This window comes from Nocardioides lijunqiniae, assembly GCF_015024225.1.
GTDB lineage: Bacteria > Actinomycetota > Actinomycetes > Propionibacteriales > Nocardioidaceae > Nocardioides > Nocardioides lijunqiniae.
In genome coordinates this window covers 1-17,090 of the sequence record NZ_JACJGM010000057.1, presented here as the reverse complement: position 1 = coordinate 17,090, position 17,090 = coordinate 1, and the positions used below count along the sequence as shown (strand labels likewise).

Genomic DNA, 17,090 nt, shown 5'->3' with positions numbered 1-17,090 from the left:
CGCTCAGACGCTGAACGCGCAGCCAGCTACCCGGACTGGCTCCACACCTACAATCACCACCGCGGCCACACCGCACTCGGCGGCAAGTCACCAGCCGACGTCGTGACCAACCTGCGTGGACAGAACACCTAGCGGTCGGCTCGCGGGTCCGTCAGGACAGGGCCGCGTCGAGCGTGATCGTGGTGCCGGTCAGCGCCTGGCTGACGGGACAGCCGGTCTTGGCCGCCTCGGCCGCGGCGACGAAGTCGTCGTTGCTCATGCCCTCGACGACACCGCGCACGGTCAGCTTGATGCCGGTGATTCCCGTGCCCGGCGTGAGCTCCACGTCGGCCGTGGTGTCGAGCGAGGTCGGCGGCGTGCCGGCCTTGGCCAGGCCGTTGGAGAGCGCCATCGAGAAGCACGACGAGTGGGCCGCCGCGATGAGCTCCTCGGGGCTGGTCTTGCCGTTGGCCTCCTCGGCCCGCGAGGGCCACGAGACGTCGTAGGTGCCGATCCCGGAGGACTCGAGCGTGACCTTCCCAGCGCCCTCGAACAGGCTGCCTTCCCAGTGCGTCGTTGCGGTGCGCGTCGTTGCCATGTGCGGATCACTCCCCGTAGGTCGGTGGGCCTGCCCGGCTGGTGCAGGCCGGTCCTCCCGAGTCTGGCACGACCGCAGGGGGTGGCCGAGGCGCGCCCAGCACCCGGCCAGCACAATGGAGGGGTGACCACGTTCTACGACGAGATCGGCGGCTTCGAGACGATGCAGCGCATCGTGGCGAGGTTCTACGAGGGCGTGGCGACCGACGAGGTGCTCCGGCCGCTGTACCCCGAGGAGGACCTCGGCCCGGCGGAGGAGCGCTTCCTGCTCTTCCTGGTCCAGTACTGGGGCGGCCCGACGACGTACTCCGACCAGCGCGGGCACCCGCGACTGCGCATGCGGCACGCGCCGTTCAAGGTGGACCCGGAGGCCAAGGACCGCTGGCTGGTCCACTTCCGCGAGGGCCTCGACTCCGTGGAGCTGACCCCGGAGCAGGACGCGCAGTTCTGGGACTACGTCACCCACGCCGCCCAGTTCATGGTCAACACCTTCGACTAGGGCTGCTCCACCGACGGCCGTCCGGCGACGAGGACGAAAAAAGATCGGGAACGGTGTAACGCCACGGTCTCCCCGCGACAGGTACCGGGTGAGTCCCACCCGATCGGCCCGCACCGGGCCCCGACCCGAGGAGCCCGATGACCAGCGCCCTGCCCCGCGCCACGCCGCCGAGCAGCCCTCGCCGTCGGGGCGCGCCTCTGCCATGGTGGCGGATGATCCTCAAGCCGTGGGGCCGCACCGGCGGCCTCCGGCGACGGGCCGACACCGCGTCAGACCACCACCGGGACCTCCCATGACTGCCACCCGCCACGCCGAGCTCGGGCTGAGCGCACCGACACTCGAGCCGGACGACGACCTCGTCCACCGGCTCGCGTCGCTCGCCGCCGTCTCCCAGGCGGCGCCCCGTGCCCGACGCTTCCTCCGGTGGCGGGTGGCACTGGCCACCGCCGGCCTGGTCGGCACCGGCGTCGGCGGCGCCTGGGCCGCCGGGTCGCTCTCGGTGCCCGGGCTCCCGGACCGCGGGCAGCCCCCGGTGGTCCGCCCCCCCCCCCCCCCCCGCCCCGACACCACCCCACAGTCGCCCGGTCCGGCGAGTGGTACCGCACCCCTTCCCGAGGGCGGTACGCAACCTGGAGCCGTCGGACCGGGCTCGGGAACCACCCCGAGCACCACCCCACCGGGCAACGGGAACGGGAACGGCCCGCCGGCCGATCCCGGCCCGGGCAACGGCAACGGCAACGGCAACGGCAACGGCAACGGGCCGCCCGCCAACCCGGGGAACGGGAACGGGAACGGGCCGCCCGCCAACCCGGGGAACGGGAACGGGAACGGGCCGCCCGCCAACCCGGGGAACGGGAACGGGCCGCCGACGAACCCGGGCAACGGCAACGGCAACGGTCAGGGCAACGGTCAGGGCGCCCAGCACGGCAACGGCGGGCAGGGCCAGGGCCAGGGGCACGGCCCCGGAGGCGTTCCCGTGCCTCCGGGTCAGGTCGACCTCGCCACCGAGGACGGGAGCGGCTAGCCCCGGGTGCACACCGACGACGACCAGATAGCCCGGGCGAAGACTGGTGACCCGGACGCCTGGCGGGAGCTCTACCGAGCTCACGCCGGGCGTCTCGTCGTGTGGCTGGGCACCCGCCCCGCCGGTGACTGCGCCGTCGCGCCCGAGGACCTCGCCGCCGAGGCGTGGCTCGTGGCCGCCCAGCGGGTGGCCGACTTCACCGGCAGCTCCGAGCAGTTCGCCGGCTGGCTGTTCGGCATCGCCCGCAACCTCTCGAGCACGACCCACCGGCGCAGCGCCCGGCGGCGCACGGACCCCGGACTGCCGGAGACCGTCGAGCTGCCTGCTGCCGACGAGATCGGGGAGGCCGACGGTCGCGACTGGGTACGTCGCGCGCTCGCCCGGCTGCCGCCCCGCGAGCGCGACGTCGTCGCCTGCATCGACGGCGTGGGCCTGGACGTGGCCGCGACCGCGGAGGCGCTCGGGATGTCGGCGGTGGCGGTGCGCGTGGCCCACCACCGGGGCCTGAGGCGGCTGCGGGCCGTCTCGGTGTCCGAGGAGGGTCAGTCGGTGGCGGCGGCGAGCAGCCGCTCGCGGTAGGCGGGGTCCGGGGCCACCGCCCGCCCCGAGGCGTCGACGAAGACCATCGTCACGCGAGCGCGCGAGAGCAGGACGTCCTCGTCGCAGATCTCCGACTCGATCGTCATCGAGCGCTCACCCACCCGGACCACCCGGGACCAGCAGTCGTAGGGCTCGGGCCGGAAGAGGATCGGGACGCGGTAGTCGACGTCGGTCTGGGCGACGACCATGTGCCGCTCGGACTCCTCCTCGGCGTCACCCACGAGCCCCGCGTGCAGCCGGATCCGAGCCTCCTGGAAGTACTCGAAGTACGTCACGTTGTTGACGTGACCGTAGACGTCGACGTCGGAGAACCGCACGTGGACGGGGTGGTGGACCGCGCCCTCGCGGCGCAGCGGCCGGAGCGGGGCGGGTCGCTCCCCCTCCGGCGGCTCCAGGAAGAGCTCCAGCGTCGCTCGCTCCTCGGGGGTGATGCGACGGGGCCGCTCGCTGGCGAAGACGTAGGGCGTCAGGACCGTGGACGCCCGCACGTAGACCTGTCGCCCGGACGGGTGGTCGGCGTCCTCGTGGAAGATCTCGTAGGCCATCGTGAAGGACGCGGCCCGGATCTCGGTGACCCAGCACTCGATGCGCACGGGCCGGAACCGCAGCCTCAGCGGCGCGAGGTAGGTGACGGCGTGCCGCACGACGACCACGCCCTCGGCGAGCTCCGCCGCCCGCGAGCCCGGGCTGTGGATGCGCAGCATGTCGACCCGCGCCTCCTGCAGGTAGTCGACGTAGACCACGTTGTTGACGTGCCCCTGGAGGTCCAGGTCGGCCCAGCGCATGGGGCAGTCGTAGACGTGACGCATCCCTCGATGCTGCCAGAAGGCGGCGCTCGGCGCGCGGGCGCGCTCAGCCGCGGGCGGACGCGCGCGTCAGCGCGGGCGTCTCGCTCCGCCGCGGCTCAGTGGTGCAGCGCGGGGCGACCGTAGTAGGAGCGGATCGACTCGTGGCGGGCCATGCGGACCGGGCGGTGGGTGCGCACGACGTCGGTGACGGCCACGACGGCCAGCACGACGGCGACCAGGGCGACGACGGCCAGGGCGACGACCCAGGGGGTGACGGTGAGGAGCTCGAAGGTCATGACGTGTTGCCTTTCTACGGATGTAGTATCTACTTGTGTAGAACCTACACCTGTAGAAAACCCCGGACAAGGCTGGCTACTGTGGGCTCCGCCACCTGACGAGCCAGCGAAGGACCGCATGCAGATCTCCTCCCTCACCCCGCGCCGACGCGTGATCCTCGACGCCGCCCTCCGGGTGCTCGTCGAGCAGGGCCTGCGCGGCCTGACCCACCGCGCCGTCGACCGGGCCGCCGACCTCCCCGAGGGCAGCACGTCGGCCTACCTGCGCACCCGCAGGGCGCTGCAGCTGGCGCTGACCGAGTACGTCGTGGGGCGGGTGGCCGAGGACGTCGACGCGCTCCTGCAGCAGCTCGAGGACTGCACGCCTGAGGACCCCCGCACGATCGAGCTGGTGCTCGGCCTCTTCGCGCGCTGGCTCGGGGAGCAGGACCTCGCGCTGGCCAAGGTCGAGCTCACCATGGAGGCGGCGCGCGACCCGGAGCTGGCCGCGCTGCTGGCCCGCGACCGCGACCGCGTGGTCGACATCGTCGCGGAGATCCTCACCGGCCACGAGGTCGACCAGGCCCACGACCGGGCCCAGACGATGATGGCGTCGTTCGACGGGATCCTCCTCTCGGCCCTGCTGCGGCCGGAGGGCGAGCGCGACGAGCTGCTGAGGCGCGTCCTGCCCCTGGCCATGCACCCGCTCGGGACCCACCAGCCGGCACCGCTGCCCTGACCCGACCCCCTGACCCGGTGTCGCCAGCGCGGTGTGCGCAACGCCACCGTCGGGGGGACCGGAACCTGTTCTAGTCTGGCCACCACTCACCGAGATCGGAGATCCATCCATGCCTGAGGCAGTCATCGTTTCCGTGGCGCGCTCCCCCATCGGCCGCGCCAACAAGGGGTCGCTCACCCAGCTGCGCCCCGACGACCTGGCGGCGACCATCGTCAAGACGGCGCTCGACAAGATCCCGGCCCTGGACCCCCACACCGTCGACGACCTCTACCTCGGGTGCGGCCTGCCCGGCGGCGAGTCCGGCAACAACATGGCCCGCGTCGTCAACGTCCTCAACGGCATGGACGGCGTGCCGGGCGCGACCACCACGCGCTACTGCGCCTCCTCGGTCCAGACGACGCGGATGGCCTTCCACGCGATCAAGGCGGGCGAGGGCGACGTGTTCATCTCGGCCGGCGTCGAGACCGTGTCGCGCTTCGCCAAGGGCACCTCCGACCACTGGCCCGACACCCACAACCACGCCTTCGACGACGCCAAGGCGCGCACCACGGCCACGGCCGAGGGTGACGGCAGCACCACGCCCGACTGGCACGACCCCCGCGAGGACGGCCAGGTGCCGGACGTCTACATCGCGATGGGCCAGACCGCCGAGAACGTCGCCAAGCTGCGCGGCCTCTCGCGACAGGAGCTCGACGAGTTCGCCGTCCGCTCGCAGAACCTCGCCGAGAAGGCCGTCAACGACGGCTTCTGGGCCCGCGAGATCACCCCCGTGACCACGCCCGACGGCACGGTCGTGAGCGTCGACGACGGCCCGCGCGCCGGGGTGACCTACGACGGCATCAAGGACCTCAAGCCGGTCTTCCGACCCGACGGCGTGGTGACGGCCGGCAACTGCTGCGCCCTCAACGACGGCGCGGCCGCCGTCGTGATCATGTCCGACACCAAGGCCGCCGAGCTCGGCCTGACGCCCCTCGCCCGCATCGTGTCGACCGGCGTCAGCGGCCTGTCCCCCGAGATCATGGGCCTCGGCCCGGTCGAGGCGACCAAGAACGCCCTGCGCTACGCCGGCATGAGCATCGGGGACATCGACCTGGTCGAGATCAACGAGGCCTTCGCCGCGCAGGTCGTGCCGTCCTACCAGGACCTCGGCATCGACATCGACCGCCTCAACGTCAACGGCGGCGCCATCGCGGTCGGGCACCCCTTCGGCATGACCGGCGCCCGCCTGCAGAACACGATGGTCAACTCCCTCGACTGGCACGACAAGTCCACCGGCCTGATCACCATGTGCGTCGGCGGCGGCCAGGGCATGGCACTGATCCTCGAGCGCCTCTGAGCGACCTCGCGGGCCGTGGCCGCCTAGGATCGGTGCTGTGAACGACATCGGCGGCCCGGCCCGCGAGACGCAGTGGCTGGACGAGGCCCAGCAGCGCTCCTGGCGGGCGCTGGTGCTCGGCTCCACCCTGCTCATGGACCGGCTGGACGACGACCTGCGCCGGCGCCACGACATCTCCCTCGCGGAGTACGAGATCCTGGTCCGGCTCTCCGAGAACGGCGGGCGGCTGCGGATGGCGCAGCTCGCCGACGCCCTAGCGCACAGCCGGAGCCGGGTCACCCACACCATCAAGCGGATGGAGCGGACCCAGCTCGTCGAGCGGGTCAACTCCCCGGAGGACGGGCGAGGGGTGGTCGCCAGCCTCACCGAGCGCGGCTGGCTGCTGCTCGAGAACTGCGCGCCCACCCACGTCGACGGCGTGCGCGACCACCTGGTGGACCTCGTCGGGGCCGACGACTTCGCGGCCCTGGGCCGCGTGATGGACGCCGTCACCGACCACCTGATCGCCGGTCATCCCGAGATGGAGATGCGCCAGCCCGCCACCGACTGCTGAGCACCCGCGCCGGCCGGCGGAGTCCGGCTAGAAGAGCAGGTGCTGGCGCAGGTCGCCGGTCTGCTCGACCACCATCGTGCGGTCCCCGAACCACCACGCCCCGTCCAGGCGGTGGAAGGTGTCCAGGTAGCGGCCCGTGATGACCACCTGCAGCGGGAGCGAGGCGGTGGCCTGGAGGACGCAGAAGCTGGAGCGGCACGTGGCCGTGCCGGCGTACTCGTCCACCTCGATGATCGGGTTGGCCGTGAGGTGCTTGGTGCGCGGCGTGCCGTCGTCGTAGCGCCGCGTCGAGCGCTCGTAGAGCTCGCGCACCCGCTCGGATCCCGCGAAGACGGTCTCGGGCGGCCCGTCCGGGCGGCCCAGGATCCGGCCGTGGGTGAACAGCTGGCCCACCCCCGCGAAGTCGCCCGCGTCGATCCGCTCCGCGTAGGTGTAGAGCAGGTTCTCGATCAGGCGGGCGGTGTCCGGCATGCGCGACAGCCTAGGAGCCGGGCCGCTCGTCCGGCCGTCGACACGAGGGCACGGCCCGCCGGTGGGTCAGCGGCGCGGGAGCAGCAGGACCTGCTCGGTGCCGCTCACCGCGTCCACGGTCTCCAGGCGACCGCCCAGGCCCTCCACCAGGCGCCGTGCCTCGCGGACCTCGTCGTCGTCGGCGCCGGCGCGCTCGCCCCGGACGACGACCCTCAGGTGGCCGCGCGGGTCGCCCTCGAAGACCAGCCGGGTGTCGCCGACGCCGTGGCGGACCCGGTCGTGCAGGAGCAGGTCGAGCACCTGCTCCACCGGACCGGGGGTGAACGACAGCTCCAGGTCGCCCTCGACGGCCGCCGTGAGCGAGCGGTCGTGCTCGTCGAGCTCGTCGGACCAGCGCTGGGCCAGCGTCGTCGCGAGCTCCTCGAGGGGCACCTGCGGCCCGCCGACGAGGCTGCGCCGCGAGAGGTCGACGAGGTCGCCGGCGACGACGGTCACCTCGTCGACCGCCTGCATGCAGCGCTCCGCCGACGCCCGGGTCCCGGGCGGGAGGTCCTCGTCCAGGGTCATCTCCTCGAGCTGCAGGCGCAGCCCGGTGAGGGGGGTGCGGAGCACGTGCGACGCGTGGGTCGCGAACTCCTGCTCGCGCTCCATCCGGTCGCGCAGCGCTCCCGCGCTGGAGCGCAGCGCCTCGGCGATGGCCTGGGCCTCCGGCACCCGGCTGCGGGGCAGGTCGAGGTCGAAGCGCCCCCGACCCAGGGCGCCGGCCGCCACGGCCAGCTGCTGGAACGGCGCGGAGAGGGAGCGCGAGACCGCGAAGCCGACCAGCGCCGAGACCAGCCCGGTGAGGGCCAGCAGGGCGAGGACCGACCAGAAGTCGCGCGCCCAGAGGCTCTCGATGACGCCGGCGGACTGGCGCACGGTGACGTCGCCGCCGCCCTCGAGGCTGATCGTCGAGGAGATGCCGCCCTCCCCCGGCTCGAAGTCCGCTCCGGTGGCGACGACCGCAGGGCCGTCCGCGGGGGCGAGCTCGATCTCGAGGTCGGGCCCGACGAGGCCGGCGAGCAGCTCCTCGTCGACCGGCCGGGCCAGCGCGTCGTCGTCGACGACCGCCGCCAGCGTCGAGGCCTCGCGGTGCAGGTGCTCGGCCTCCCGCTCCCGGAGCAACCCGTCCAGGGTGACGGCACGCACCACCCCCGCGACGAAGATCATCGACAGGGTGACGACGAGGAAGGCGAGGGTGAGCCGCCTACGCATCGGGGGTGCTGCCCTCGAGGCGGAAACCCACGCCCCGGACAGCGACCACGCGCTCCGACACCCCGACGCCCTCGAGCTTCTGCCGCAACCGGCCGATGGTCACGTCCAGCGTCTTGGTCGAGCCGTACCAGTTCTCGTCCCACACGTCGGCCATCAGGGTCGCGCGGGCCACCACCTTGTCTCGGTGGGCGGCCAGGATGTTCAGGACGTCGAACTCCTTGCCGGTCAGGGGGACCTCGTCGTCCCCCGCGTAGACGCGGCGCGCGGCCACGTCGATGCGCAGCGCGCCGTCGTCGACCGGCTCGCGGCCGGTGAGGCCCGACGTGCGCCGGATCAGGGCGCGGACGCGGGCCTGCAGCTCGGCCAGCCCGAACGGCTTCGCGAGGTAGTCGTCGGCGCCGTAGTCGAGGCCCACGACGCGGTCGAGCTCGCCGGCGCGTGCGGTCACGATCATGATGGCGCCGGTGAACCCGCTGTCACGGGCCTGGCGGCAGACCTCGAGGCCGTCGATGTCGGGCAGGCCGAGGTCCAGGATGACGACGTCGGTCGGCCGGGCCGCGAGCTCGTCGAGCGCCTTCTGGCCGCTGTCGACCCACAGGACGTCGTACCCCTCCCGCTCGAGCGTGCGAACGAGGGGGATCGCGATGTCCTCCTCGTCCTCGACGACCAGCACTCTGTGACCCACAGTCGTGAATCATAGGGGCTCACGGGGGCCCCCACCCCAGGATCGGTCCACCGGGCCGCACCGCGGCCCGTCGGGGTCTTCGGCGCACGACGCCGCGCAGCGCGAGGAAGCCCAGCAGCGCCCCCGGAACGACCATCGCCCACCACGCCTCGCGGGGCGCGGAGCCGAGGAACGGGTAGCCGGCGTAGGGGATGGCGAGGACCACCCGCGGCAGGGCCGCCTCGGCGACCGGGACCAGCCACGGGTCGGGGTCGGCCAGGGCGTCGCCCTGGGTCTGGAGGAGCGCCCCGTCGATGCGCACGATGCGGCGGGTGACCAGCTCGTTCACGTCGGCGGAGCGCGGCGGGCGGTAGGTGATGACGTCGCCGACCTCGAGGTCGCTGACCGGGACCACCCGCTCCAGGACCACCGAGCCGCGGTCGATGCCGCCGTCCATGGCGCCCGTCGCGACGACGTAGCGCTCGAGACCGAGCGTGGTGGGCAGCAGCGCGAGGAGGGTCACCGGGCCGATCACGGCCAGCACGAGCAGCATCAGCGCACGCCCGGACAGCGTGCGACGCGCGGGTGCGGGTGCGATCTCCATGGGTCCCTCCGTCCACGCCGACGGCCGAGTGCGGGACTCTCCGACGCTACGGTCATCGGCACCACGCGGGAGGAACGGTCGTCCCACGACGCCTCCACCGTTGGGTAACAGCACCGAGGACGCTCAGGAGGCGAACAGGTCCCCGTGGTCGGCGACGCGCTCGAGGACCTCGTCGAAGCGGAGCTGGCCGAGTCCCTCCGGGTCCTCGGCGCCCGCCTCGACCTCGTCCCACGTCACCGGGGCGGCGACGTAGGGGCGCTCCTTGCCGCGCAGCGAGTACGGCGAGATGGTGGTCTTGGAGCCGGCGTTCTGCGACCAGTCGAGGAACACCTTGCCCGATCGCCGCGCCTTGGCCATCGTGGCCGTGACCAGCTGCGCGTGCTCGCCCTGCAGCTCCTCGGCGACCTCCTTGGCCAGGGCCGTGGAGTCGTCGCTCGGCAGTCGCCTCGGCAGGTCGGCGTAGAGGTGCAGCCCCTTGCTGCCGCTGGTGACCGGCTTGCCGGTGAGCCCCCGCTCGGCGAGCTTGTCGCGCACCATCAGCGCCACCCGGCAGCACTCGTGCAGGCCCGCCGGCTCGCCCGGGTCGAGGTCGATGACGAGTCGGTCGGCGTGGCGCGGCCGGCCGTTGCGCCCGACGGTCCACTGGTGGACGTGCAGCTCCAGCGCGGACAGGTTGACCAGCCAGGTCAGGGTCGCGAGGTCGTCGACGATCGGGAACGTGATGACGCCGTCGCCCTTGCCCGAGCGGCTGCCGGTGGTGGGGACCGTGGCCGTGCGCACCCACGACGGGGTGCCGGAGGGCGCGTTCTTCTCGAAGAAGCTCATGTCCTGCACGCCGTGCGGCCAGCGGATCCGGGTGACGGCGCGGTCCTGGAGGTGCGGCAGCAGCACCGGCGCGATCTGCGCGTAGTAGCTCAGCACCTCGCCCTTGGTGGTGCCGGTGCGCGGGAAGAGCACCTTGTCGAGGCTGCTGATCTTGAGGGTGCGGCCCTCGACGTCGACCAGGATCTCCTGCTTGTCGTACGACTCCTTCTTGGGGCTCATCGGCCCACCGCGATCACCGGGTGCAGGTCCGGGTGCAGGCGGCGCATCAGCCGGCGCAGGAACGGGCGCGGGGCGCTGACGCAGCCGGCGGTCGCGCCGCGACCGTTGACGTGCAGGAAGATCCCCGAGCCACGGTGGCGCACCTGGTCGCGGTTGAAGCCCATCACCACCGCGTACTCGTACTGCCGGCCGTAGTCGATCAGACGCTCCGAGGCGTCCGGGTGGCTCGACGGCAGCCACCACCGGAAGCCGCCGCGCGACTGGTGGCGGTAGCGGTTGTAGAAGTCCGACTCGTTGTCCTGGACCCAGAAGTCGCCGCGCCGGATCCTGCGGTAGCGCAGGTCCCACCCGTCGTCGGCACGGTGGGTCCCGAACGCCCACGGCAGCGGGTAGGTGCCCAGCGGGGTGGTGCCGGTCCCCTGGCGACGCCGCCCGCCCGGCACCAGGCCGCCGTAGCCGGTGCGGCCGTCGGTGGTCACCATCCGGCGCAGCCACCGCTCGCCGCGCTTGACCCAGAACGCCACCCGCGCGTGGTGACCCCGGGTGTGGTCGACCGTGACGACCTGGCGGGTGCGCGGTCCGACGCGCACCCGCACCCCGCCCAGCACGATGCGCTCGACCGCCGCGGCAGACGCCGCGGGAGCCGCGGCGGGTGCGGGAGCGAACGGTGCGGGGGCGGCCGACGCCGGGGGCACGAGGAGGGCGAGCACCAGCACCAGGGCGGCGGCGAGGCCGGGACGCGTCACGTCTGCGCTCCCAGGGACTCGGGATCGAGGTCGTGGCGCACGCCCTGGTACGACGGCTGGCGGAGCCGGTCGTAGCCCGAGCCGTGGGTGTCCACGTCGACCACCACGAGCGGCTCGACCCAGTGCGTGCCCCGGGCGTCGACGCGCGGCACCTCGTCGGTGAAGGGGCTGTCCGCCCGCGCGAGCGGCTCGAGCAGCTCGGCGAGCATGGCGCTCACCTTGCCGCCGATGCCGCTGCCGACGCGACCGCGGTAGAGCAGCCCGTCCGGGGTCTGCTCCCCCACGAGCACCGCCGCCAGCCGGTCGGTCGTGCCCTCCTGGGGACGCCAGCCGCCGACGACGTAGGAGAGCCGCTGCCGGTGGGCGAACTTCAGCCAGTGCGGCGTGCGGGTGTCGAAGGAGTACCGCGAGGAGAGGCGCTTGCTGACGATGCCCTCGAGACCCTGCTGGCGAGTCGCCTCGTGGAGCATGTCGCCGTCGTCGTACGCCGCCGGCACCTGCCACGGGGAGCCGGCCAGGTCCAGACCAGCCAGGACCTCGCGCCGGCGCTCCAGCGGCTGCTCGGTCAGGTCGGTGCCGTCGAGGCGCAGCAGGTCGAAGACCATGAACGTCGCCGGGACCTGCTGGCTCAGCCGCCGGGCCGTTGTGGCGTTGCGCGTGTGCATGCGGTCCTGCAGCACCCGGAAGTCCGGGATGCCCCGGTCGTTGAGGGCGATCACCTCGCCGTCGACGAGCAGGTCGCGATCGCCGAGGGGCGCCGCGCTGATCTCGGGCCATGCCGGGGTGACGTCGTTGGCGTTGCGGCTCCACATCCGGGTGCGCCCCTCACGGGTGTCGGCCAGGATGCGCACACCGTCCCACTTGACCTCGTGCGACCAGTCGGCTCCGGACGGCACGTGGGTGCCTTTGGTGGCGAGCATGGGACGCATGACGACATCATGCCTCCCGTGGACGCGCGAAACTCGACCGACCGAGGCACCTACGCCGTGATCGGCGCCGGCCCCTCGGGCCTCGCCGCCGCGCGCAACCTGCAGCGCGCCGGCATCCCCTGGACCGGCTACGAGCTGGCCTCGGGCGTGGGCGGGCTGTGGGACATCGACGGCCCCCGCAGCACCGTCTACGAGTCGGCGCACCTGATCTCCTCCAAGCGGACCACGGAGTTCGCGGAGCACCCGATGGGCGACGACGTCGCCGACTACCCGTCCCACCGGGAGCTGCTGGCCTACTTCCGCGACTTCGCGGCGAGGTTCGACCTCACCGCGGGCTTCCGGTTCGAGACGGCGGTCGTGGCCGCCGCGCCCCACCCCGACGGCGGCTGGACCGTCACGGTCGAGCACGCCGGCCAGCGCAGCGAGCACCGGCACGCGGGAGTGCTGGTCGCCAACGGCACCCTGAGCGAGCCGTCCGTGCCGGCCTTCGCCGGCGAGTTCGACGGCGAGGTGCTGCACACCAGCGCCTACAAGAGCCCGACCGCGCTCGCCGGCAAGCGGGTGCTGATCGTCGGCGCGGGCAACTCCGGCTGCGACATCGCGGTCGACGCCGTGCACCACGCGGCGTCGGTGGACCTCTCGGTGCGCCGCGGCTACTACTTCGTCCCCAAGTACCTCTTCGGCAAGCCCGCCGACACCCTCAACCAGGGCAAGCCGCTGCCGCCGCGGATCAAGCAGGCGGTCGACACCCGCGTGCTGCGGATGTTCACCGGCGACCCGACCCGGTTCGGGTTCCCGAAGCCGCACTACCGCATCTACGAGTCGCACCCGATCGTGAACACGCTGGTGCTGCACCACCTCGGCCACGGCGACCTGCGGGTCCGGCCCGACGTGGAGCGGCTCGACGGCGACGGGGTCGCGTTCCGCGACGGCACCCGGTCGCCGTACGACGTGGTGGTGCTGGCGACCGGCTACCACCTGCACTACCCGTTCCTGGACCCCTCGCTGCTGCGCTGGCGCGGGCGGGGCAGCGCCCCCGACCTCTACCTCAACATCTTCACGCAGGCCGACCCCGACCTGTTCGTGCTCGGCATGATCGAGGCCTCCGGCATCGGCTGGCAGGGCCGCTACGAGCAGGCCGAGCTGGTGGCCTCCTACCTGCGGGCCCGCCGCGACAACCCCGCCGCGGCCCGCGCGCTGGAGCAGCGGGTCGCCGGCCCCCGCCCCGACCTCTCCGGCGGCTACCACTACCTCGGGCTCGAGCGCATGTCCTACTACGTCAACAAGGACGCCTACCGCTCCGCGGTGCGCGCCGAGATCGAGGGGCTGGCATGACCGACGTCGACAACGTGCGGATCGTCTTCGAGGAGAGCTCGCTGACGACGCTGAAGATCGTGATCGGGCTGATCCTGTTCGGGATCGCGCTGGACACCAAGGCCGAGGACTTCGCGGCCGCGCTGCGCCGCCCGGGTGTGATCGCCATCGGCGTCGTCGCGCAGTTCCTGCTGCTGCCGGCCATCACGTTCGTGCTGACGCTGGCCCTGGACCTGCGCGGCTCGGTCGCGCTCGGGCTGATCCTGGTCGCGTGCTGCCCACCGGGCAACGTCTCCAACATCCTGACCCACCGGGCCGGCGGCGACGTGGCGCTCTCGGTGTCCATGACCGCGGTCAGCAACCTGCTCGCGATCTTCCTGATGCCGCTCAACGTCGCGTTCTGGGGAGGCCTGCACCCCACCGGCGACCAGCTGCTCGAGGAGATCGACCTCAGCGCGGTCGACATGCTGCTGGAGATCGGGCTGGTCATCGGCGTGCCGTTCGTGGCCGGCATCGCGATCGCGCGGCTGTGGCCGCGGGTCGCCGCGGCCGGTCACCGGATCATCGGCCCGATCTCCTACGTCGGGCTCGCGGCGATCATCGTCATCGGCGTCGCCCGCAACTGGGACGTCTTCGTCGACTACATCGGCATCGTGCTCCTCGCCGTCCTCCTGCACGACGCGCTCGCACTCGCGCTCGGCTACGGCATCGGTCGCGCCACCCGGCTGCCCGACGCGAGCGTGCGGGCGATGACGTTCGAGGTCGGGATCCGCAACGCCGGCCTCGGCCTGCTGCTCGTCTTCACCTACTTCGACGGCCTCGGGGGCATGGCGCTCGTGGCCGCGTGGTGGGGCATCTGGGACATCATCGCCGGCCTGGCCGTCGCCGTGGCCTGGCGCCGGGTCCGCGGCGCCGCGCCCACCCCGTCCGCCGGCGACCCGGTGGCCGCGCCGTGACGTCGGTCCTGGTCACCGGGGGCAGCGGCTTCCTCGGCTCCTCGGTGGTGCGCCGGCTGGCGGCCGCCGGGCACCGGGTCACGAGCGCGGACCTGCGGCTCCCCGCCGAGCCGGTCGACGGGGTGGAGCACGTCGTCCTGGACGTGACCGACCCCGGCGCCGTCGACGCCGGGATCGCGGCGGCCGCACCGGAGGTCGTCGTGCACCTCGCCTCCATCGTGACGCCGGGCAAGGGCTCCTCGCGCGCGCTGGAGCGTGCGGTCGACGTGGACGGCTCCCACCACGTGCTGGAGGCCTGCCTGGCCCACGGCGTACGCCGCCTGGTGGTCTCCTCCAGCGGCGCCGCCTACGGCTACCACCCCGACAACGGCGCGGCCCACGGCGGCTGGCTCACCGAGGACGACCCGGTGCGCGGCAACGAGGAGTTCGCCTACAGCCACCACAAGCGGCTGGTCGAGGAGATGCTCGCCGCCGCCCGGGACGGGCATCCCGCGCTCGAGCAGGTGGTGCTGCGCATCGGCACCATCCTCGGCGCGACGGTCGACAACCAGATCACTGCGCTCTTCGAGCGGCCGCGGCTGCTGAGGATCCGCGGTGCCGACTCCCCCTTCGTGTTCGTCTGGGACACCGACGTGGTCGCGGTGATCGAGCGGGCGGTCACCGGGCCGGCCACCGGGGTGTTCAACGTCGCCGGTGACGGGGCGCTGACGATCGACGAGATCGCCGGGCTGCTGGGCAAGCCGACGCTGGTCGTCCCGGAGCCGGTGCTGCGGCTCGCCCTCGCGATCGGCAGCCGGCTCGGCCTCACGGCGTACGGGCCGGAGCAGACGCGCTTCCTGCGGTACCGCCCGGTGCTGGACAACAGCAGGCTGAAGCGGGACTTCGGGTACCGGCCGACGAGGACCAGCCGCGAGGCCTTCGATGAGTGGCGGGTGCGTCGGAGGTCGTAACCGCGGATACTGGTGTGACGTCAGCGACGAGAGGGGTTCAACATGCGTGCGATCTGGAAGGGTGCTGTGTCGTTCGGGCTGGTCAACGTGCCGGTCAAGCTCTACTCCGCGACCGAGTCGCACGACGTGTCGTTCCGGCAGGTGCACGCCAAGGACGGCGGCCGCATCAAGTACCAGCGGGTCTGCTCGGTCGACGGCGAGGAGGTGGCCTACGCCGACATCGCCAAGGGCTACGAGACCGAGGACGGCGAGATGGTCATCCTCAGCGACGACGACCTCGCCGAGCTGCCGCTGACGTCCTCGCGCGAGATCGCGGTCGAGAAGTTCGTGCCCACCGACCAGATCGACCCGATGCTCTTCGAGAAGTCCTACTACCTCGAGCCCGAGAAGGCCGGCGCCAAGCCCTACGCGCTGCTGCGCCAGGCGCTGCTCGACGCCGACCGGATGGCCGTGGTGACGGTGGCGCTGCGCCAGCGCACGTCGGTCGCGGTGCTGCGCGTGCGCGACGACGTGATCGTCATGCAGACGATGATGTGGCCCGACGAGATCCGCAAGCCCGACTTCAACATCGACGGCGGCGAGGTCAAGGACTCCGAGGTCAAGATGGCCAACATGCTGGTCGAGACCCTCGCCGGCGACTTCGTCCCCGACGACTTCGAGGACGACTACGCCGAGGCCGTCGAGGCCCTGGTGAAGGCCAAGATCGAGGGCGGCGAGGTCAAGCGCACCGCCACCTCCACCAAGTCCTCCGGCGAGGTCGTCGACCTCCTCGCCGCCCTCCAGCGCTCCGTCGACGCCGCCAAGACCGCCCGCGGCGAGGACGACGCCCCCGCCGAGAAGAAGCCGGCCGCGAAGAAGACCCCGGCCAAGAAGGCTGCAGCGAAGAAGGCCCCGGCCAAGAAGACCGCCGCCAAGAAGACCACGACCAAGAAGACCGCCGCCAAGAAGGCCAGCTAGCCCACCACGGTGGTCGAGGTGCGAGCGCCAGCGAGCCTCGAAACCACCCCACCGGCGGTCGAGCAGCGAGGAGCGCCAGCGACGAACGCCCGTCGAGACCCCATGAGCCGAACGCCCAGCGGCGACCCACGGTGGTCGAGGTGCGAGCGCCAGCGAGCCTCGAAACCACACCGCCGGTGGTCGAGCAGCGAGGAGCGTCAGCGACGAGCGCCCGTCGAGACCCCGTGAGCCGACCGCCCAGCGGCGACCCACGGTGGTTGAGGTGCGAGCGCAGCGAGCCTCGAAACCACCCCTCGGTTGGTCGAGCAGCGAGGAGCGCCAGCGACGAGCGCCCGTCGAGACCCCGTGAGCCAAGCGCCCAGCGGCGACCCACGGTGGTTGAGGTGCGAGCGCAGCGAGCCTCGAAACCACCCCTCGGTAGGTCGAGCAGCGAGGAGCGCCAGCGACGAGCGCCCGTCGAGACCCCGTGAGCCGACCGCGGACCGACCCTACGGTGGTTGAGGTGCGAGCGCCAGCGAGCCTCGAAACCACCCCCACCGGTGGTCGAGCAGCGAGGAGCGCCAGCGACGAGCGCCCGTCGAGACCCTGTGAGCCGACCGCCCAGCGGCGACCCACGGTGGTTGAGGTGCGAGCGCAGCGAGCCTCGAAACCACCTGCTGTGTGCGGGGCTGGTGTTGGCCCGCCCGCGTAGCAGCCCGGGTCTCGGCGTCAAGGAGCTTCGCCCGCTTCGCGGCGGCCTGCGGCCGTCCTTGACTCCGAGCCTCTCCCGGGCTGCTGGGACGGCGCACGGGCGGCGGCGGCTTCGCCGCGC

The 17,090-nt window shown here is 72.7% G+C and carries 19 protein-coding genes and 1 pseudogene; 10 read left to right on the top strand and 10 right to left on the bottom strand.

The window, feature by feature from the left end; translation table 11 throughout:
- Positions 1–132: pseudogene (locus IRQ30_RS22390) on the top strand (IS481 family transposase); the annotation flags it as partial.
- 19 nt (positions 133–151) lie between these two features.
- Here IRQ30_RS22390 and IRQ30_RS22385 read toward each other — a convergent pair.
- Positions 152–577 carry an OsmC family protein gene (locus IRQ30_RS22385; protein WP_193610337.1) on the bottom strand — a complete coding sequence of 142 codons (426 nt, stop codon included), beginning with the start codon at positions 575–577 and terminating at the stop codon, positions 152–154.
- A 123-nt stretch (positions 578–700) separates the two neighbouring features.
- Here IRQ30_RS22385 and IRQ30_RS22380 point away from each other — a divergent pair, with 123 nt between their 5' ends.
- Complete coding sequence (locus tag IRQ30_RS22380; RefSeq protein ID WP_193610338.1) at positions 701–1,075, top strand: globin domain-containing protein; 375 nt, start codon at positions 701–703, stop codon at positions 1,073–1,075.
- A gap of 1,030 nt (positions 1,076–2,105) precedes the next feature.
- Positions 2,106–2,678: a sigma-70 family RNA polymerase sigma factor gene (locus IRQ30_RS22375; RefSeq protein WP_193615045.1), complete on the top strand. Its 573-nt coding sequence runs from the start codon at positions 2,106–2,108 to the stop codon at positions 2,676–2,678.
- Here the strand turns inward: IRQ30_RS22375 and IRQ30_RS22370 are convergent.
- A complete protein-coding gene (locus tag IRQ30_RS22370) occupies positions 2,642–3,508 on the bottom strand; it encodes an acyl-CoA thioesterase (RefSeq protein WP_193615044.1) in 867 nt (288 codons plus the stop codon). The genes IRQ30_RS22375 and IRQ30_RS22370 overlap by 37 nt on opposite strands.
- 95 nt (positions 3,509–3,603) lie before the next feature.
- Complete coding sequence (locus tag IRQ30_RS22365) at positions 3,604–3,783, bottom strand: hypothetical protein (RefSeq protein ID WP_193615043.1); 180 nt, start codon at positions 3,781–3,783, stop codon at positions 3,604–3,606.
- Positions 3,784–3,901: 118 nt separating this feature from the next.
- Between IRQ30_RS22365 and IRQ30_RS22360 the strand changes: the two genes are divergently transcribed.
- The 3 genes from IRQ30_RS22360 to IRQ30_RS22350 all read left to right on the top strand — a co-directional run bounded on the left by IRQ30_RS22360 (position 3,902) and on the right by IRQ30_RS22350 (position 6,390).
- Complete coding sequence (locus tag IRQ30_RS22360) at positions 3,902–4,501, top strand: TetR/AcrR family transcriptional regulator (RefSeq protein WP_193615042.1); 600 nt, start codon at positions 3,902–3,904, stop codon at positions 4,499–4,501.
- Between the two features lie 109 nt (positions 4,502–4,610).
- Entirely contained in the window at positions 4,611–5,837 is a 1,227-nt protein-coding gene (locus tag IRQ30_RS22355) for an acetyl-CoA C-acetyltransferase (RefSeq protein ID WP_193615041.1), read from the top strand.
- A 37-nt stretch (positions 5,838–5,874) separates the two neighbouring features.
- The gene (locus IRQ30_RS22350) at positions 5,875–6,390 is read left to right on the top strand and encodes a MarR family winged helix-turn-helix transcriptional regulator (protein ID WP_338089828.1); all 516 of its coding nucleotides are present in this window, start codon (positions 5,875–5,877) and stop codon (positions 6,388–6,390) included.
- A gap of 27 nt (positions 6,391–6,417) precedes the next feature.
- Here IRQ30_RS22350 and IRQ30_RS22345 read toward each other — a convergent pair whose 3' ends face one another.
- From IRQ30_RS22345 to ligD (IRQ30_RS22315), 7 genes are all read right to left on the bottom strand, one after another.
- Entirely contained in the window at positions 6,418–6,861 is a 444-nt protein-coding gene (locus IRQ30_RS22345) for a nuclear transport factor 2 family protein (RefSeq protein ID WP_193615040.1), read from the bottom strand.
- Positions 6,862–6,927: 66 nt separating this feature from the next.
- On the bottom strand, positions 6,928–8,115 hold the full coding sequence (locus IRQ30_RS22340) for a sensor histidine kinase (RefSeq protein ID WP_193615039.1): 1,188 nt from the start codon (positions 8,113–8,115) through the stop codon (positions 6,928–6,930).
- Positions 8,108–8,800, bottom strand: a complete 693-nt coding sequence (locus IRQ30_RS22335) for a response regulator transcription factor (protein WP_338089827.1) — start codon at positions 8,798–8,800, stop codon at positions 8,108–8,110. Before IRQ30_RS22335 ends, IRQ30_RS22340 begins: the two co-directional genes overlap by 8 nt.
- Positions 8,801–8,819: 19 nt before the next feature.
- Positions 8,820–9,383: a S24/S26 family peptidase gene (locus IRQ30_RS22330; RefSeq protein ID WP_193615038.1), complete on the bottom strand. Its 564-nt coding sequence runs from the start codon at positions 9,381–9,383 to the stop codon at positions 8,820–8,822.
- A gap of 123 nt (positions 9,384–9,506) precedes the next feature.
- Positions 9,507–10,427: a non-homologous end-joining DNA ligase gene (ligD, locus tag IRQ30_RS22325; RefSeq protein ID WP_193615037.1), complete on the bottom strand. Its 921-nt coding sequence runs from the start codon at positions 10,425–10,427 to the stop codon at positions 9,507–9,509.
- Positions 10,424–11,173 (bottom strand): L,D-transpeptidase family protein, encoded by a 750-nt coding sequence (locus IRQ30_RS22320; protein WP_338089826.1) that lies wholly within the window; start codon positions 11,171–11,173, stop codon positions 10,424–10,426. The genes ligD (IRQ30_RS22325) and IRQ30_RS22320 overlap by 4 nt, the downstream gene beginning before the upstream one ends.
- On the bottom strand, positions 11,170–12,102 hold the full coding sequence (gene ligD / locus IRQ30_RS22315) for a non-homologous end-joining DNA ligase (protein WP_193615036.1): 933 nt from the start codon (positions 12,100–12,102) through the stop codon (positions 11,170–11,172). Before ligD (IRQ30_RS22315) ends, IRQ30_RS22320 begins: the two co-directional genes overlap by 4 nt.
- 18 nt (positions 12,103–12,120) lie before the next feature.
- Here ligD (IRQ30_RS22315) and IRQ30_RS22310 point away from each other — a divergent pair, with 18 nt between their 5' ends.
- Genes IRQ30_RS22310 through ku form a run of 4 tightly spaced genes read left to right on the top strand, consistent with a single transcriptional unit; the run spans position 12,121 to position 16,279 of the window.
- The gene (locus tag IRQ30_RS22310) at positions 12,121–13,437 is read left to right on the top strand and encodes a flavin-containing monooxygenase (RefSeq protein ID WP_338089825.1); all 1,317 of its coding nucleotides are present in this window, start codon (positions 12,121–12,123) and stop codon (positions 13,435–13,437) included.
- Entirely contained in the window at positions 13,434–14,372 is a 939-nt protein-coding gene (locus IRQ30_RS22305) for a bile acid:sodium symporter family protein (protein WP_193615034.1), read from the top strand. The genes IRQ30_RS22310 and IRQ30_RS22305 overlap by 4 nt, the downstream gene beginning before the upstream one ends.
- Positions 14,369–15,322 carry an NAD-dependent epimerase/dehydratase family protein gene (locus IRQ30_RS22300; protein ID WP_193615033.1) on the top strand — a complete coding sequence of 318 codons (954 nt, stop codon included), beginning with the start codon at positions 14,369–14,371 and terminating at the stop codon, positions 15,320–15,322. Before IRQ30_RS22305 ends, IRQ30_RS22300 begins: the two co-directional genes overlap by 4 nt.
- A 42-nt stretch (positions 15,323–15,364) precedes the next feature.
- Positions 15,365–16,279: a non-homologous end joining protein Ku gene (gene ku, locus IRQ30_RS22295; RefSeq protein WP_193615032.1), complete on the top strand. Its 915-nt coding sequence runs from the start codon at positions 15,365–15,367 to the stop codon at positions 16,277–16,279.
- Positions 16,280–17,090: the final 811 nt, after the last annotated feature.

Bases quoted from the DNA above. Each gene is read 5' to 3' on its own strand.
- IRQ30_RS22385 (WP_193610337.1), bottom strand. From the start codon at position 577: ATGGCAACGACGCGCACCGCAACGACGCACTGGGAAGGCAGCCTGTTC.
- IRQ30_RS22370 (WP_193615044.1), bottom strand. From the start codon at position 3,508: ATGCGTCACGTCTACGACTGCCCCATGCGCTGGGCCGACCTGGACCTC.
- IRQ30_RS22365 (WP_193615043.1), bottom strand. From the start codon at position 3,783: ATGACCTTCGAGCTCCTCACCGTCACCCCCTGGGTCGTCGCCCTGGCC.
- IRQ30_RS22360 (WP_193615042.1), top strand. From the start codon at position 3,902: ATGCAGATCTCCTCCCTCACCCCGCGCCGACGCGTGATCCTCGACGCC.
- IRQ30_RS22355 (WP_193615041.1), top strand. From the start codon at position 4,611: ATGCCTGAGGCAGTCATCGTTTCCGTGGCGCGCTCCCCCATCGGCCGC.
- IRQ30_RS22345 (WP_193615040.1), bottom strand. From the start codon at position 6,861: ATGCCGGACACCGCCCGCCTGATCGAGAACCTGCTCTACACCTACGCG.
- IRQ30_RS22340 (WP_193615039.1), bottom strand. From the start codon at position 8,115: ATGCGTAGGCGGCTCACCCTCGCCTTCCTCGTCGTCACCCTGTCGATG.
- IRQ30_RS22330 (WP_193615038.1), bottom strand. From the start codon at position 9,383: ATGGAGATCGCACCCGCACCCGCGCGTCGCACGCTGTCCGGGCGTGCG.
- ligD (WP_193615037.1), bottom strand. From the start codon at position 10,427: ATGAGCCCCAAGAAGGAGTCGTACGACAAGCAGGAGATCCTGGTCGAC.
- ligD (WP_193615036.1), bottom strand. From the start codon at position 12,102: ATGCGTCCCATGCTCGCCACCAAAGGCACCCACGTGCCGTCCGGAGCC.
- IRQ30_RS22305 (WP_193615034.1), top strand. From the start codon at position 13,434: ATGACCGACGTCGACAACGTGCGGATCGTCTTCGAGGAGAGCTCGCTG.
- ku (WP_193615032.1), top strand. From the start codon at position 15,365: ATGCGTGCGATCTGGAAGGGTGCTGTGTCGTTCGGGCTGGTCAACGTG.